Annotated in this window: 15 protein-coding genes; 14 read left to right on the plus strand and 1 reads right to left on the minus strand. The window is 45.8% G+C overall.

Going from position 1 to position 15961, the window contains the following annotated elements; all coding sequences use genetic code 11:
- The first annotated feature begins 6 nt into the window (after window positions 1–6).
- The 14 genes from PBF_RS26475 (at window position 7) to PBF_RS11410 (ending at window position 14351) form a co-directional block, all read left to right on the plus strand.
- The gene (locus PBF_RS26475; RefSeq protein WP_175609081.1) at window positions 7–147 is read left to right on the plus strand and encodes a hypothetical protein; all 141 of its coding nucleotides are present in this window, start codon (window positions 7–9) and stop codon (window positions 145–147) included.
- A 105-nt stretch (window positions 148–252) separates the two neighbouring features.
- Complete coding sequence (locus PBF_RS11350) at window positions 253–1230, plus strand: ring-cleaving dioxygenase (RefSeq protein ID WP_035329877.1); 978 nt, start codon at window positions 253–255, stop codon at window positions 1228–1230.
- A gap of 108 nt (window positions 1231–1338) precedes the next feature.
- Window positions 1339–2577: an MFS transporter gene (locus PBF_RS11355; RefSeq protein WP_035329878.1), complete on the plus strand. Its 1239-nt coding sequence runs from the start codon at window positions 1339–1341 to the stop codon at window positions 2575–2577.
- A 163-nt stretch (window positions 2578–2740) separates the two neighbouring features.
- Window positions 2741–3949, plus strand: coding sequence for an acyl-CoA dehydrogenase (locus PBF_RS11360; RefSeq protein WP_035329879.1), 1209 nt, complete (start codon window positions 2741–2743; stop codon window positions 3947–3949).
- Between the two features lie 14 nt (window positions 3950–3963).
- Entirely contained in the window at window positions 3964–4737 is a 774-nt protein-coding gene (locus PBF_RS11365) for an SDR family oxidoreductase (RefSeq protein ID WP_035329881.1), read from the plus strand.
- A gap of 27 nt (window positions 4738–4764) precedes the next feature.
- Window positions 4765–6378: a long-chain-fatty-acid--CoA ligase gene (locus PBF_RS11370; protein ID WP_035329882.1), complete on the plus strand. Its 1614-nt coding sequence runs from the start codon at window positions 4765–4767 to the stop codon at window positions 6376–6378.
- A 51-nt stretch (window positions 6379–6429) separates the two neighbouring features.
- Window positions 6430–6993, plus strand: a complete 564-nt coding sequence (locus tag PBF_RS11375; RefSeq protein WP_035329884.1) for a TetR/AcrR family transcriptional regulator — start codon at window positions 6430–6432, stop codon at window positions 6991–6993.
- Between the two features lie 304 nt (window positions 6994–7297).
- Window positions 7298–8182 carry a 3-hydroxyacyl-CoA dehydrogenase family protein gene (locus PBF_RS11380; protein ID WP_035329885.1) on the plus strand — a complete coding sequence of 295 codons (885 nt, stop codon included), beginning with the start codon at window positions 7298–7300 and terminating at the stop codon, window positions 8180–8182.
- 11 nt (window positions 8183–8193) lie between these two features.
- Window positions 8194–8595, plus strand: coding sequence for an acyl-CoA thioesterase (locus PBF_RS11385; RefSeq protein WP_035329886.1), 402 nt, complete (start codon window positions 8194–8196; stop codon window positions 8593–8595).
- A gap of 182 nt (window positions 8596–8777) precedes the next feature.
- On the plus strand, window positions 8778–9851 hold the full coding sequence (locus PBF_RS11390) for a phosphotransferase family protein (RefSeq protein ID WP_200870034.1): 1074 nt from the start codon (window positions 8778–8780) through the stop codon (window positions 9849–9851).
- A gap of 33 nt (window positions 9852–9884) precedes the next feature.
- Window positions 9885–11660: an acyl-CoA dehydrogenase family protein gene (locus PBF_RS11395; RefSeq protein ID WP_035329887.1), complete on the plus strand. Its 1776-nt coding sequence runs from the start codon at window positions 9885–9887 to the stop codon at window positions 11658–11660.
- A gap of 25 nt (window positions 11661–11685) precedes the next feature.
- Window positions 11686–12663 (plus strand): quinone oxidoreductase family protein, encoded by a 978-nt coding sequence (locus PBF_RS11400; protein WP_035329888.1) that lies wholly within the window; start codon window positions 11686–11688, stop codon window positions 12661–12663.
- Between the two features lie 116 nt (window positions 12664–12779).
- Window positions 12780–13553, plus strand: a complete 774-nt coding sequence (locus PBF_RS11405) for a class I SAM-dependent methyltransferase (protein WP_035329889.1) — start codon at window positions 12780–12782, stop codon at window positions 13551–13553.
- Between the two features lie 12 nt (window positions 13554–13565).
- On the plus strand, window positions 13566–14351 hold the full coding sequence (locus tag PBF_RS11410) for an SDR family oxidoreductase (RefSeq protein WP_035329890.1): 786 nt from the start codon (window positions 13566–13568) through the stop codon (window positions 14349–14351).
- 404 nt (window positions 14352–14755) lie between these two features.
- Here the strand turns inward: PBF_RS11410 and PBF_RS11415 are convergent, their stop codons facing one another.
- Window positions 14756–15940 (minus strand): MFS transporter, encoded by a 1185-nt coding sequence (locus PBF_RS11415; protein ID WP_035329891.1) that lies wholly within the window; start codon window positions 15938–15940, stop codon window positions 14756–14758.
- Window positions 15941–15961: the final 21 nt, after the last annotated feature.

The raw sequence follows: 15961 nt of genomic DNA on the forward strand, positions 1-15961 counted from the left end.
GGAATAATGAAGGAAGTTACGGAAAAAAGATATTGCGAAGTCTGCGGAAAAGAAACGGTCCACATCGCCAGGGAAGATGCACTGGAAATCGAATACATCTGTAAGGAATGCAATCATGAGGAAGACATTATTAAATCCTTTTTCTAAGGCCCCAGGTAATATTGACAACAGCAATATACCGTGATAAAGTAAAATTATCTCGAATTAAAGATATTTTATTTTAAGATAGTTAACAAAGGGGAGGAAGTCCACTTGAATCAATTAAAAGGCATTCATCATGTTACAGCCATCACAAGCAGTGCAGAAAAAAATTATGAGTTTTTCACATATACATTAGGAATGCGTTTAGTAAAGAAGACCGTCAATCAGGATGATATTCAAACGTATCACTTATTTTTTGCAGATGATACAGGAAGTCCGGGAACGGATATGACATTTTTTGATTTTCCAGGGATTCCGAAGGGCTCTCACGGAACAGACGAAATTTCGAAAACCTCCTTCCGGGTTCCGACAGATGAAGCGCTCGAATATTGGGTAAAGCGGTTTGACCGCTTAGAGGTCCCTCATTCAGGCATTCAGGAGCAGTTTGGCAAGAAAACTCTGTCATTCACAGATTTCGATGATCAAAAATACCAATTGATTTCGGATGAAGCCAATAAAGGAGTTCCATCCGGAATACCATGGCAGAAAGGGCCAATCCCGCTCGAATATGCGATCACCGGTCTGGGACCGCTATTTGTAAGGGTTGCTCAATTTGATTACTTTAAGGAAATGATGGAAAAAGTGCTGCACTTTAAGGAAATAGCTCAAGAAGGAGATTTCCATTTATTCGAAGTGGGTGAAGGCGGTAATGGGGCACAGGTGGTAGTGGAATATAACCCATCTCTTCCTCAAGCGCGCCAGGGCTACGGAACCGTTCATCACGCTGCATTCCGCGTGGAAGATAAATCTGTTCTCGAGGAATGGGATCAGCATTTGAGAGGCTTTGGTTTCCAGACTTCAGGGTTTGTCGACCGCTTCTTCTTCGGTTCTTTATACTCCCGGGTTGCTCCGCAGATTTTATTTGAATTCGCAACGGATGGACCTGGATTCATGGGTGACGAGCCTTATGAAACACTTGGGGAAAAGCTGTCACTGCCGCCTTTCCTTGAGCCGAAAAGGGACCAAATCGAAAGCTATGTCCGTCCGATCGATACAGTAAGAAGCACAAAGGATTTTGTAAAAGAATAACCATGCCAAAGGCACCTGTCAGTCCACTGCTTTAACGCGGTGGGGGACAGGTGCCTTTTTTTAGGGTATAATGGAGGTTATTCATTATAAAAGTAGGAGCAGAGGGCAGTGGAGAAACATAACAGCAAATACAGGTGGCTCGTCTTTGGCGCGGTTTTATTTACATACTTTTTGATTGTGAGCCAAAGGACAGCACCTGGTCTAATTACTGATCAATTAATGAAGGAGTTCGGCGTGACAGCTGCGGCCATTGGGCTTCTGACGAGCATCCAATTTTTTGCCTATGCGAGCCTGCAGGTCCCCATTGGAATATTATCCGACCGTTTTGGCCCTAATGTATTTTTAATTGCCGGAACTCTTCTAAACGGAATAGGGACGTTATTATTCAGTTTTGCCGCGAATGAATACATCCTTTTCGCAGCCAGGATGCTGGTCGGAATAGGTGATGCGACGATTTGGATTAATGTTGTCATCATTTTAGGCAGATGGTTTAAGGTAAATGAATTTGTGAAGCTGCTTGGCTTTGCAGGCATGTCCGGAAGCTTTGGATTTTTGCTCGCGACTGTGCCATTTTCCAATTGGATTTCCATATGGGGGTGGCGCATTCCGTTTTTGGCAGTCGGAATTATTTTGACCATCCTTGCCGTATTGCTATATATCATTTTAATCTGGCAGCCTTCACGAATGGGTATGGAGCCTAAAAAAACCAAAGATAAGAAAGAGCCAAAAGAAAAAACAGCAAGCATATTAAAGAGAATTTTTTCTGATCGTCAGGCTTGGGCCACGTTCTTCTGTCATTTTGGCCTGGTCGGCACTTATGTTGGTTTCATCGGATCGTGGGCTGTTCCGTATGGCATGGACATATATGGCCTGAGCCGTTCGGATTCCAGCCAGCTTGTTATGATCGGATTATTTGGTGCCATTATTGGTGCTCCCTTAATGAGCTTTATATCTGGCCGGATGGGCAGCATCAAACGTCCTTATCTTTTTGCCCACTCAATCGCAGTCCTTGGATGGGCAGCTTTTCTATTATTTCAGGGTAAGCCTCCATACCCGCTCCTGATTGTTCTTTTCCTGATCATGGGCTATGGAAATGGAGCAAGTACGCTGACGTTCGCGATTGTCAGAAAATCATTTGACATTCGGGATGTAGGTGTCGTTTCAGGATTTGCCAACACCGGAGGCTTTCTGAGCGCAGTTCTGCTGCCATTTATATTCGGAAAAGTATTAGATACATTTGAAGCAGGCTACCAGTACGGATTTATTATTCCGGTCATCTTTTCACTGATAGGACTCATGGGAGCTGGGTTAATAAAGGAAAAAGAACGCGCTCGGGCTGCAAATTAGCAAGGAGGCTGACAATTGCGTCAGCCTCCTTATTCTTTTATTCAAAAACAGCCGGGAATGCAAAAAAATAAATTTTCTGAAAATAGATTGATTAATTTCTGAGATTGTTTATACTAAACTTGTAACATACCGACCGGTCAGTTAGTGGAGGAGGGACAGAAATTTGGATTTCTCATACACACCAAAAGTGCGGCAGCTCATAAGGAAATTACATTTGTTTATGGAAGAAAGCGTTTATCCGAACGAAGCTTTATATGAACAGCAATTGAATGAACAGGAAAACCGCTGGAGTGCTATTCCGCCGATTATGGAAGAGCTGAAAAACAAAGCAAAAGAAGCTGGATTATGGAATCTGTTTTTACCGGATAGCGACTATGGTGCAGGCCTTACAAATGTTGAATATGCGCCGCTTTGCGAAATAATGGGGCGTTCAATAATCGCACCGGAAATCTTTAATTGCAATGCACCTGATACCGGAAACATGGAAGTGCTCGCAAGATACGGCACGGAGCAGCAGAAGAATGAGTGGCTGAAGCCGCTTTTAGAAGGGGAAATCCGATCCTGCTTTTCGATGACAGAGCCGGATGTGGCTTCCTCTGATGCCACAAATATTGAAGCGCGAATTGAAAAACAAGGTGCGGAGTATGTCATCAATGGTCGGAAGTGGTGGTCTTCCGGTGCGGGAGATCCGAGGTGCCGGATAGCGATCGTTATGGGAAAAACCGATCCGGACGCCAGCCGTCATGAACAGCAATCGATGATTCTCGTTCCTATGGATACCCCTGGAGTGAAAATAGAGAGGATGCTGCCGGTGTTTGGCTATGATCACGCTCCCCATGGTCATGCTGAAATTACATACGAGAATGTCAGAGTTCCGGCTGAAAATATCATTTGGGGAGATGGAAAAGGGTTTGCCATTGCACAGGGCAGGCTTGGTCCGGGGCGCATCCATCATTGCATGAGGCTGATCGGGGCGGCAGAGCGTGCTCTTGAAGAATTATGTAAGCGTGTACAAAATCGCGTTGCCTTTAGAAAACCGCTCGCAAGCCAGGGAGTCATCCGTGAATGGATAGCCGATTCCCGGATTGAAATTGAACAGGCAAGACTATTAACGCTTAAAGCGGCCCATATGATGGATACAGCCGGCAACAAAGCGGCAAAAACCGAGATTGCTATGATTAAGGTTGTGGCGCCATCCATGGCCCTTAAGGTGATTGACCGGGCAATCCAGGCGTTTGGAGCAGCAGGAGTGAGTGAGGATGTTCCGCTTGCCGCATTGTGGGCAAATGCCAGAACGCTGAGATTGGCAGATGGGCCTGATGAAGTACACCGGGCACAGGTTGCTAAGCTTGAATTGAAAAAATACCAATAGGAGCTGAAAAATTCATGAATGTGATGGAACTATTTGACCTGACCGGGAAGACTGCACTGATTACCGGAGGCGGGCGTGGGCTGGGTGCCCAGATTGCTGAAGGCTTAGCCGAGGCAGGGGCAAATGTCGTACTTTGTTCAAGAAAGGTGGAGGCATGTCAGGAAACCGCTGACCGCCTTGCAGCACTTGGTGTGAAAACATTAGCGCTTCCCTGTGACATCAGCAAACAGGAAGATGTCCGGAAAGTGGTTGAAGAAACGGTTAAGGAATTTGGAGCTATCGATATTCTTGTCAACAACAGCGGGGCCACTTGGGGAGCCCCCGCCGAGGAGATGCCGCTTGAAGCCTGGCAAAAAGTCATCAATGTAAATGTGACAGGGACGTTTCTAATGAGCCAGGCTGCAGGCAAGGTCATGATCGGGCAAGGGGCAGGAAAAATCATTAATATTGCCTCTGTTGCCGGACTTGGGGGCACTGACCCCCGGGTGATGGATACAATCGGCTATAACACCAGCAAAGGGGCCGTCATCACGATGACAAAGGATCTGGCAGTAAAATGGGGCAGATACAATATTAATGTGAATGCCATCGCGCCAGGCTTTTTTCCTACTAAAATGTCATCAGCGATTATGGAGCAGGGAAGAAACCCCATTCTGGAGGCAACACCTCTCCGACGCTTCGGTTCTGAGGATGATCTGAAAGGGGCCGCTTTGTTTCTGGCTTCCAATGCTTCAAATTATGTAACAGGAGACGTATTAATTGTGGATGGCGGAACACACGCCATGTAAAATGAGCAAATTTTGGAGGGGATTATTATGAGCGAGAAGAAAACCTGGCATGCCCGATATCCTGAATCAATTGCAGCCGAGGTAACGATTCCGGTTAAATCGATGCCTGAGATGCTTCAGGAAGTGACAGCGATGTATCCGCAAAATATTGCACTATCTTTTTATGGCCAAAAGATGAATTACGCGGAACTTCAAAAAGCCGTCTATGGATTTGCTGCATCTCTGCAAAAAAATGGCCTTCAAAAAGGCGACCGTGTTGCCATCATGCTGCCCAATTGTCCTCACTATGTGATTGCTTATTATGGAATACTTGCAGCAGGAGCGATTGTTACTCAAGTAAACCCGATGCTGGTTGAACGCGAGATCGAGCATATCATGAATGACTCAGGTGCTGAAACCCTTGTCGTGTTTGATGCCCTGTATCCTCGTGTTAAGGGTGTTCAAGGCAGAACGAAGGTTAGAAATATAGTCATTGTCAGTCTGCAGCCAACAAAAGCAGATTTTTCACCTGACAAAACATTCGAAGGTTTTTTACAGGAAGGCAATGGACAATACACCCCGGTCAACGTTGAGCCACAGCAGGATATTGCCGTTCTTCAATATACGGGCGGAACAACCGGACGGTCAAAAGGAGCCATGCTGACCCATTACAATGTTCTCGCAAATGTGGTACAGTCTTATGAATTTTTTAAAGATAGAACGGAAATAGGCGGGGAAAAATTCTTAACCGTCATACCTCTTTTCCATGTATTCGGCATGACAGCATGCATGAACTTTGCCATTTATACGGCCAATGAATCGATTTTATTGCCTCGCTTTGATTTGGAGGAAGTGCTGAATACGATTAAAAATGAGCAGCCATCTGTATTTCCAGGTGTTCCAACCATGTATGTGGCCATCACCAATCATCCGCGTGCAGAGGAATATGGCATTGACAGCATTGAAACGTGCAATAGCGGAAGCGCGCCAATGCCTGTCGAACTGCTGCGCGATTTTGAAAGAAAGACAGGGGCAAAAATACTTGAAGGCTATGGTTTATCCGAAGCTTCCCCAGTAACTCACTGCAATCCGCCTTTTTCAGAACGAAAGCCTGGAAGTGTCGGAATCGGCTTTCCTTCAACCGATTATAAAATAGTCGATCTGGCCACAGGTACTGAAGAGGTCCCGAATGGAGAATTGGGTGAGGTTATAATCAAGGGCCCGCAAATTATGAAAGGCTATTGGAATATGCCTGAGGAGACAGCGGTTACCTTACGGGATGGCTGGCTCTACACCGGTGATATTGCGAGAATGGACGAAGATGGATTCCTATATATTGTCGACCGCAAGAAAGACTTGATCATTGCAGGAGGGTATAATATTTATCCTCGTGACATTGAGGAAGTGCTTTATGAGCATCCGGCTGTCCAGGAGGCCGTAGTCATTGGCGTCCCGGATGCCTACCGGGGTGAAACAGTAAAAGCTTTCGTCGTCCTGAAAGCTGGCAAAACTTCGACCGAAGAAGATATCATTTCATACTGCAAGCAGAACCTGGCTGCCTATAAAATCCCATCGGCCGTTGAATTCCGCCAGGAGCTCCCAAAGACAAATGTCGGGAAAATCCTTCGGCGGGCTTTGCGGGATGAGGTTCGGAACCACTGATTTATATGTTATAATTCTGTCGATATTTACTAACAGAAGCGGGGACTAACATTGAAAGAAAAAATTACTGAAAAGAGCATCCGGCTATTTGATCAGAAAGGATTCAGCGAGACATCGATTCAGGATATAGTCGACAGCCTCGGTGTGACGAAAGGGACGTTTTATTACTATTTTTCCAGCAAAGAAGAGCTTCTGATGGACATCCATCTTCGCTACATTGATGACATGCTGGCCTTTCAGCACGAAATTCTCGGGGATGATTCAAAATCCAGCAAAGACAAACTCTTTGCGATTGTTCAAATGCTGATCAGCAATATTAAAACACAGGGAGCCAGCGCGAAAGTCTTTTTTAGGGAAATGCGCAACCTCAGTGACGCTAGCTTATCGGAAATCATTCCGAAAAGAGATCAGTTCAGGCTGAATATCGAAAAGTTAATCGAAGAAGGCAAACAGAACGGAGAGTTCCGTGAAAATCTCAACTCTCCGATTATTGCCTTTGGCATCCTGGGCGTCACCAACTGGAGCTATCAGTGGTTCAATCCGGATGGATCTATATCTGACCGGGAAGTGGCGGAGATATTTACGGAAATGATCTTAAAGGGGATTGAGATGTAAATCGAAATTCTTTTAAAGTAGGGAAAATAAAGATTCTTCTTTGTCTCTATTATTTAGTAGGTGACAGCATAGGACGGGAACTATATTTTAAGATACTGAGTTGATTGTAGCGGAAGACACTTGACTCCTGCGGGAGGAGAGGGAGCGGGAGACCCCACAGGCGAAGCCGAGGAGGCTCCCGTTCCTCCCCGCGGAAAGCAAGTGACTGCAGCGGAAATCAACGGGCAGTATAAATAAGGTATAACAATCTATTAAAACATAATTTTTAAGACATACCAACTGGTCAGTATAAGGAGGAGAAAAGATGAATGCAAATGATGTTAAGCAAATTACCGTTATCGGTGCCGGGCAGATGGGCCACCAGATCGGAATGCTGTGTGCGCTGGGAGGTTATGAAACGATTATCCAGGATCTGAACGAAAACGCATTGCAGGATGCTGAAGCAAAGCTTCAAACCATTATGTCTAAATGGGTCTCCAAGGGCAAACTAGCTGAAGATGCTAAAGCCTCTGCATTTAATAGGCTGCGCTTTTCCGCCAGCCTTGAAGAAAGTGTAAGGAACTCCGACTTGATCATTGAAGCAGTAACCGAAAAGCTTGATGTAAAAAAAGAGGTCTTCAGGAAACTGGAGCATCATGCTCCTCCACATGCCATTTTTGCGACCAATAGTTCAACCATCGTGAATAGTTTAATAGCTGGTGAAACGGAGCGGCCGGAAAAAGCCGTCAATATGCATTTCTTTTTCCCTCCTCTCGTGATGGACTGTGTGGAAGTAGTCATGAGTGAACAGACATCTGAAGAAACGGCACAAATAGCGATGGAAGTCTGTAAAAAGATTAATAGAACTGCCGTCCTGCTGAAAAAAGAAATTTCCGGCTTCGTCGCAAACCGCATTCTAGGTGCGCTGCAAAAAGAGGCAGTGGCTTTGTATGAACAAGGGATTGCAGATTATAAAGATATCGATATCATCTGCCGGAAAGCCTTGAATCACCCAATCGGCCCTTTTGAGCTCATGGATTTATCCGGACTGGATGTCGCCTATTATGTAATGGATCAACGTTATCGCGAGACAGGAGATCCTGCAGATAAACCATTTGACTGTGTTGCCGAAAAAGTGGCTAAGGGAGAATTGGGCAGAAAAACAGGTAATGGATGGTATGAATATTCTCCCAATAAGGTGAAGAGTTAAGGGGTGTCATCATGCATGAAATGCAGGTAACAGTAAGGTTTTGTGAGACCGATGCACTTGGCCATATCAACAATACAAGTTATTTTATTTACCTTGAAGAAGCACGGGTGAAATATTTTGAGACACTTGGCTACACCATGGATGTGAAAAAATGGTGTTTTATCCTGGCCTCCACCAAGTGCGACTTTCTAAGCCAGGGATATTTCAACCAAATCCTTACGGTAAAAACCTGGGTATCAAGGATTGGCAGCAAAAGCTTTCAGCTGGATCATGAAATTGTCTGCACCCAGACAGGCAACCTTATTGCCAGAGGGAGCGCCGTAATCGTCTTTTTTGATTTCGCCAACCAGGAAAGTGCTGTTATACCTGATTTTCTTAGGGAAGGTTTAAACCAAAATTTAATAGAAACATAAATTCATTTTCCTATAAAGTGAAACTTCAATCAGTGAGGGTTTTCCTTATCCCCCACTGATTGTTAGGTGAACTAATCGGGCCTTACGGGCAGTTTGACTCTCCACTTATCCTCCTTCGATTCCTCTGAGTCTTGAAGTGGGGGTCTTACTGCCCGTTAGACTGCGATAAAGAGGAGGACCACATGCCGAAGCAAATGAGCAAGGATACCATTCCCGTTAGAAAAGGAGAGCAATTGAATACCGTTGAATTGGAAAAATTCCTGCGGACTGAAATCGGGAATCTTCCAAATGAACCTCTCGATATTCTGCAGTTCTCTGCAGGTCACTCCAATCTGACATATCAGCTGAAAATAGGAGATTGGGAAGCCGTACTCCGCCGGCCGCCGCTTGGGCCGGTCGCTCCGAAAGCTCATGACATGGAGAGGGAATTCAGAGTGATTTCTGAAATCCACCCTTTCTTCAAGGAAGCCCCAAAGCCGCTCCTATTTACGCAGAATAGTGAAATCACAGGGGCACCGTTTTTCATTATGGAAAGGCGGCATGGAGTTGTTTTAGATACCTCCTTCCCTGAAGGAATGGAACCGGACGAGGGAATATGCGGCAGGCTGTCCGAAATTATGGTTGATAAACTTGCCGAACTTCATTCCATTGACTATAAGAAAACCGGATTAGCCGAAATCAGCAATCCTGATGGATTTATGGATAGGCAGGTGCATGGCTGGATTGGCCGGTATGATCGGGCAAAAACGGATGAAGTTTCTGAAGCGGATATGCTTAAAAAGTGGCTGAACCGCCATATCCCGGTAAGTCCCGATCCCGCCATCATCCATTATGATTATAAGCTGAACAATGCAATGTTCAATGAGGATTTTACAGAAATGACAGGCCTTTTCGATTGGGAGATGGCCACGGCAGGCGATCCGCTTGCAGACCTTGGTGCAGCGATGAGCTATTGGATACAGGGAGACGATCCCGATCTGCTCAAGTTTGGTTTAGGAAAACCCCCGGTAACCGTTCTTAGCGGTTTTTACTCCCGCAGAGAATTTATGGAGGCATATGCGAAAAAGACTGGGCGTGATCTCGGCAGCATGAATTTTTATTTAACTTTTGCTTACTTCAAGCTGGCCGTCATTTGCCAGCAAATCTATTATCGCTACAAGAATGGCCAAACATCTGATCCTCGATTTTCACAATTCAATCGATTCGTTAAAGTACTCCTGAAACATGCTGTACAGGCTGCAGATGAGAAAATTTGAAATGAATAGATGCTAAGGAGAGTGAATCCGTATATGGAAAAAGTAAACACAGCCAATCGCGGTGCGAGTTTTTTGTTCGCAAAGCTTAATCCTGAAACACTTTTCACACCCGAGGATTTTACAGATGAGCATATCTTAATCGGAAAAACGGCTAAACAATTTGCTGAAAAAGTGGTTCAGCCTGAAAAGGAACGGATCGAAAACCAGGATTTTGAGCTGGTTACGGATTTACTGAGGAAGGCGGGCGGACTTGGTCTGCTTGCCCATAGCATTCCCGAAAGATACGGCGGTCTGGGCCTGGATAAAATCAGCAAGGGAATCGTCGGTGAAAACATTGCCTCATCAGGCGGTTACGGGGTAGCCCACTCCAACCATACCTGCATTGCGACCCTGCCGATTACTTACTTCGGAACGACTGAGCAAAAAGAAAGGTATTTGCCGAAGCTTGCCTCTGGGGAGTACATTGGCGCTTACTGCCTGACAGAACCGAACGCAGGATCTGATGCTCTTTCCTCACAGACTACGGCCGTTCTGAATGAAGAAGGAACCCATTATATTTTAAATGGCACCAAAATTTATATTACGAACGCTGTCTTTTCTGACACATTCATTGTTTATGCCAAAGTGGACAGCCGGCATTTTACCGCATTTATCGTCGAACGGAACACTCCGGGGCTATCCCTTGGCCCGGAAGAAAATAAGATGGGCATCAAAGGATCTTCAACCAGGTCGGTCATTTTTGAAGATTGTCCTGTGCCTGCAGAAAATTTGCTTGGGGAAGTAGGCAAGGGCCACATCATTGCTTTGAACGTCTTGAATTTGGGCCGTTACAATTTAGGTTCTGCCTGCATGGGGGCAGCAAAATCAGGATTGAAGAAAGCCCTCCAATTCACAGGTGAAAGAAAACAATTTGGAAAATCGATTGCAGATTTCCCGGCTACGAAAGAAAAAACGGCGAAGATGGCAGCCAGAATTTATGCTGCTGAATCACTGCAATACCGCACCGCAAGCCTGCTGGAAGAATCGCTGGGAGACTTATATTATTCAACTGATTTAAAGCTTATTGGAAAAAGAATGAGCGTATATGCCACAGAATGTGCGATCTGTAAGGTGTTTGGCTCGGAAACACTGGATTTTACGGCAGATGAAGCACTGCAGCTTCATGGCGGAGCGGGATTCATCAAGGAATACGGTGTGGAACAAATGTATCGGGATTCCCGCATTAATCGTATTTTTGAGGGAACAAATGAGATTAATAGACTGCTGATTCCTACACACCTTTTCCGTAAAGCACTAAAGGGTGAAATTGATTTAGCCGCAAGAGTTGAGGAGGCTGTTGTTCAGTTGAGCAAACCTGCTCCAATCAGGCCGGCGATTTTTGAGAAAGAAAGAGCAGCGGTTGATACAATAAGAAACCTGTTCCTGCTGAATGCAGGACTCGCTTATGAAGCATTTGGCGATACCCTTGTTCATGAACAGGAAGCCCTAATGAAGCTTGCGGATCTCGCCATTGCCCTGTATGCAGCAGAATCAGCTGTTTATCGGACTTTCAAAGTCATTCTGAAAAATGGCGAAGAAAAAGAAGAATTGAAAATTCAGCTGTCCAGGACTTTTCTGGAAGGGGCAATTTGGGAAGCAGAAAGGCTATCCCGCCAGCTGGTGTCAGAATTGGCTTCAGATGATAAAAGGGATGCGCTGATCGGAGTAGTCATCCGGGAATGCAGCAGGTTCAGCTCCTTTGGGAAAGAAAGTGCCAGGAACCGGAGAATAGCTGAGCTTGTTTATGAAAAGGGCGAATATTGCTGCTAGAAATATAGAGAAGGAGTGTTTGAAAATGAAAGCCATTCAATTCAAAGAATATGGGGGACCTGAAGTTCTTAACGTAATCGAAATGGACCGGCCGAAGCCGGCCGGCCGGGATGTTTTAATCGAAGTGCATGCCATTGGAGTGAACTATGCCGATACCGCAAGAAGAGAAGGGCAGTATGTGGTACCGACTCCTCTGCCGTTCATTCCAGGTGCAGAGGTGGCAGGTGTGGTCGCAGCAGCAGGTGAAGAGGCGAGTATTCCCGTCGGCACCAGGGTTGTGACGCTAATTGAATCAGGCGGCTACTCGGAATATGTTACAGCCGATGAAAGGGGTCTGATTCCGCTGCCGGAAGGACTGGATTTCAATCTTGCTGCGGCACTGCCCCTGCAAGGACTGAGTGCCTATCATATTTTGAAAACGATGGGCCGGCTTGAAGCGGGTGAAAGTGTCCTTATCCATGCAGCCGCGGGAGGAGTGGGAACACTTGCCGTTCAGCTTGCAAAATTATTCGGGGCCGGGAATGTCATTGCTACAGCCAGCACTGATGAAAAACTGCAGCTTGCAAAAGCAATGGGAGCCGATGTCCTCGTCAACTATACAAATGAAGGCTGGGAAAATGAAGTACTCGAAGCAACTGGCGGAAAAGGTGTGAATGTAGCACTCGAAATGGCAGGCGGGGAAATTTTTAATAAAACCCTGAAATGCCTTGCCACCTTTGGCCGCCTGGTCATTTATGGTGTGGCAAGCGGGGAGCAGAGCCGGTTTTATCCTTCTTCCTTAATGGGGCGGAACCAATCGGTCATCGGATTTTTCCTGCCGCAGATTATGAGGAAACCGGAGTTGCTGCAGCCGAGCATGCAGGAATTATTATCTTACACAGCCAAGGGAAAGCTGAAGCTGACCATTGGAGAAGTTCACCCTCTAGAAGATGCTGCCAAAGTGCATGAGCGGATGCAGTCGCGGCAAACAAAAGGAAAGCTTATTCTTGTACCTGCAAGATAATCGGAAGCCTGCCATTAATCAAGTGGCAGGCTCTTTTTCTATTAAACTGACAGGATAATAGGGATTTGTATAGAAAATAAGTAGTATAGGCGAATTTTTGATGGTGGTGTTTACATATGGAAAAGGAAGAGATCAAGAAAAAGGTACAAAATACATTCGGTAAAAACGCAGAAAAATATGTTACAAGCAAAATTCATGGAGATGCCGCTGAATTACATCAGCTCGTTCAAACTCTGAATCCGCAGGAGGATTGGGTGGTGCTGGATATCGCGACAGGCGGCGGGCATGTGGCCAAAAGTCTGGCGCCATTTGTTTCCCAGGTCTTCGCAGCTGATTTGACAAAAGAAATGCTGGTGAATACCGCACGCCACCTGGAAAGCTATAAAAATATCTGGTATATCGTTGCAGATGCGGAAGCTCTGCCATTTCTGGATGAGTCCTTTGATGCTGTCACCTGCCGGATTGCGCCACACCATTTTCCCCATCCGGAGAAGTTCATTGCTGAAGCTGGCAGGGTATTAAAGCCAGGGGGAAGCTTTTTGTTAGTCGATAATGTATCACCCGATGAAAAAGAGCTCGCAGACTATATGAACACTGTTGAAAAATTGCGGGATGACAGTCATTGCCGGTGTTTGTCTAAGGCAGAGTGGAGAAAGCTGTTTGCTGCTTCGGGACTAAATGAAACGAACACGAAAAGCAGGAAGAAAACCTTCGAATTCCCTTCCTGGGTGAGGCGGACGGCTGAAAGTGATGAACAGATCAGGGCAGTCGAAGAGTATATTCTGCAGGCTGATCAGGCTGCTGCGGATTATTTTCAAATTGAACTTCATGAAGGCAAGGTCCAATCCTTTAAAGTGGATGAATGGATGGCACTTTGCATAAAACAATAGGAGGAAACGATCATGGATTTAAACCTGAAAAATAAAATTGCGCTTGTCGTGGCATCAAGCCAGGGCCTCGGAAAAGCAATTGCGGCACAGCTTGCAAAAGAAGGCACTAAGGTAATGATAACAAGCAGGGACGAAGCCAAACTTAAGAGCGTTCAAAAGGAATTCCGTGAACAATTCAATGCCGATGTTGAGTATTACCGCGCAGATGTAACGAACCCTGAGGATATTAAAAGCCTGATTAAGCATACAGCAGAAACCCTTGGGGGAATTGATATTTTAATCAACAATGCCGGAGGGCCTCCCGGGGGAACGTTTGAAACCTTAACAGATGAAGACTGGGAAAAAGCGTTTCAGCTAAATCTATTAAGCCATGTCCGGCTGATCCGTGAAGCACTTCCTGAATTAAAGAAAAACGGCGGCAGGATCATTAATATAGCATCATCAAGCATTAAGCAGCCGATACCGGGCCTTCTGCTATCCAATACATTCCGGCTTGGGATTGTCGGACTGACCAAAACACTCTCAGAGGAATTGGCAGCTTATAATATTTTAATCAATACAGTAGCTCCGGGAAGAATTGCGACCGACCGCGTTGATTATCTGGATCAGCATAATGCCGACCGGCAGAATATCACCAAAGAAGAAGTGGTGGAAAGGGCTAAAAGCAGCATTCCGCTGCGCAGGTACGGTACGCCGGAAGAATTTGCGAACGTCGTCACTTTCCTTGCATCTGATGCCAGCAGCTACGTGACCGGAAGCTCAATTTTAGTCGATGGCGGGATGGTGAAAGCTTTATAGGAGGGGGCTAATGGGGTAGTTTGCTTGTCAAGTTCAAATCGACAGAGAAGTAGGAAAACCTAGAGTCTGAGTCCGAACCTGGCCAAACTTCGGACAGAGAAAGTGGAAAACCTAGATTTCGAGTCGGAACCTGGCTCAACTTCGGACACAGAAAGCAGGAAAACGTGGATCTGAGTCCAAAACCCAATGCAACTTCAGACAGAGAGGACGTAAAACCTGGAGTCTGAGTCAGAACCTGGGCAAACTTCGGACACACTAGACGGAAACCCTAGTGTGTACCCAGCTCAACTTCGGACAAAGAGCCCGTAAATCCAGAATCAAAGCACAAACCCAGCGCACCTCCTGAAAAACTCAGCAAAAAAGACGATTTTCCGCATCACCTCCCCGGAAAATCGTCTTTCTCATTAATCCCGTTTTGTAATTAGAATCCAGATATACAGAAGAATTGAAATCACTACCGATCCGGCTGCTGCCAAATAAATCGTGTTGTACCCAAACAAATGAGCGATCTGCCCAAACACGATGGCGCCAATTCCAACCCCAAGGTCAAAAAAGGAGAAGAATGTTGCATTGGCCATCCCGCGCCGATTGACAGGCGCTTCTTTTACAGACCATGCCTGAAGGGCAGGCTGGACTGATCCGAATCCGAGACCATAAAAAATCGCAGCTATATACATAATCATGCTGCTCGGAAGCCATGCCAGCAGGAACATGGCTGCCAAAATCAGCACCGCTCCTGGTAAAAATACAGCCTGGTGGCCTCTTTGATCATATAATCTGCCGGCAAAAGTCCGGGAAATCATTAATGCTATGGCAAACAGCAGGAAGTACCAGTGGATGCCGCCTATCCCTTTTTGGGCTGAGTAAATAGGAAGAAATGATGCGATGCCCCCGAAGGTGACGGTGATGAAAAATAAAAGAAAAGAAGGTCTTAAAGCACTTTTTTCATAGATATCCCACCGCTTCAAAGGAACAGTTTGTTTTTCAGCCTGCTTGTAGCTGATCCTCGATGACAATACCAGTGCGGCTAAACCCAGCAGGGCACAAATTAAAAATAAGAGTTTGAAAGAGATAACTCCGGCGAGCGCCAATCCGAGGGTGGGGCCGAATGCCAGGGCAATGTTCCCGGAAAGCCCGAAGTATCCCATTCCTTCCCCGCGCCGCTTGGCAGGTATTAAATCAGTGGCAATGGTTCCCGAGGCTGTAGTTGAGAAACCCCAGCCAAATCCCTGGATAATCCTTAACACAAATAAGAAGATTAAACTATTAATAAAACCGAATGAACCTACTGAGAGCACGAAAATTGCAAGACCTGTTAAATAGACAAAGCGCCTGCCCCTCGTCTCCAGGGTATGCCCTGCATAAGGACGCAATAGCAGAGCAGAAAAGGTAAAGATCCCGACAACTATCCCGATCAGCTGGTCATTCCCGCCCAATTTTTCCACAAAAAGAGGGATAGTGGGCAAAGTCATTTGAAATCCGAGAAAAATAAAAAAGTTGGACATCAAGATTAGAACAAAATCCCTGGACCATATCTTTTCGGAACCTGCAGTCTGTTTTTTTGCTTCTCCTGTTAAAGTATCAGCCATATAATTCCTCCCGCATTGCTG

It is taken from the genome of Cytobacillus firmus DS1, from assembly GCF_000565285.1.
GTDB lineage: Bacteria > Bacillota > Bacilli > Bacillales > Cytobacillaceae > Cytobacillus > Cytobacillus firmus_A.

Excerpts from the sequence above, each read along its gene's own strand:
- PBF_RS26475 (WP_175609081.1), top strand. The coding sequence starts at position 7 with ATGAAGGAAGTTACGGAAAAAAGATATTGCGAAGTCTGCGGAAAAGAA.
- PBF_RS11365 (WP_035329881.1), top strand. The coding sequence starts at position 3,964 with ATGAATGTGATGGAACTATTTGACCTGACCGGGAAGACTGCACTGATT.
- PBF_RS11370 (WP_035329882.1), top strand. The coding sequence starts at position 4,765 with ATGAGCGAGAAGAAAACCTGGCATGCCCGATATCCTGAATCAATTGCA.
- PBF_RS11380 (WP_035329885.1), top strand. The coding sequence starts at position 7,298 with ATGAATGCAAATGATGTTAAGCAAATTACCGTTATCGGTGCCGGGCAG.
- PBF_RS11385 (WP_035329886.1), top strand. The coding sequence starts at position 8,194 with ATGCATGAAATGCAGGTAACAGTAAGGTTTTGTGAGACCGATGCACTT.
- PBF_RS11390 (WP_200870034.1), top strand. The coding sequence starts at position 8,778 with ATGCCGAAGCAAATGAGCAAGGATACCATTCCCGTTAGAAAAGGAGAG.
- PBF_RS11395 (WP_035329887.1), top strand. The coding sequence starts at position 9,885 with ATGGAAAAAGTAAACACAGCCAATCGCGGTGCGAGTTTTTTGTTCGCA.
- PBF_RS11400 (WP_035329888.1), top strand. The coding sequence starts at position 11,686 with ATGAAAGCCATTCAATTCAAAGAATATGGGGGACCTGAAGTTCTTAAC.
- PBF_RS11405 (WP_035329889.1), top strand. The coding sequence starts at position 12,780 with ATGGAAAAGGAAGAGATCAAGAAAAAGGTACAAAATACATTCGGTAAA.
- PBF_RS11410 (WP_035329890.1), top strand. The coding sequence starts at position 13,566 with ATGGATTTAAACCTGAAAAATAAAATTGCGCTTGTCGTGGCATCAAGC.
- PBF_RS11415 (WP_035329891.1), bottom strand. The coding sequence starts at position 15,940 with ATGGCTGATACTTTAACAGGAGAAGCAAAAAAACAGACTGCAGGTTCC.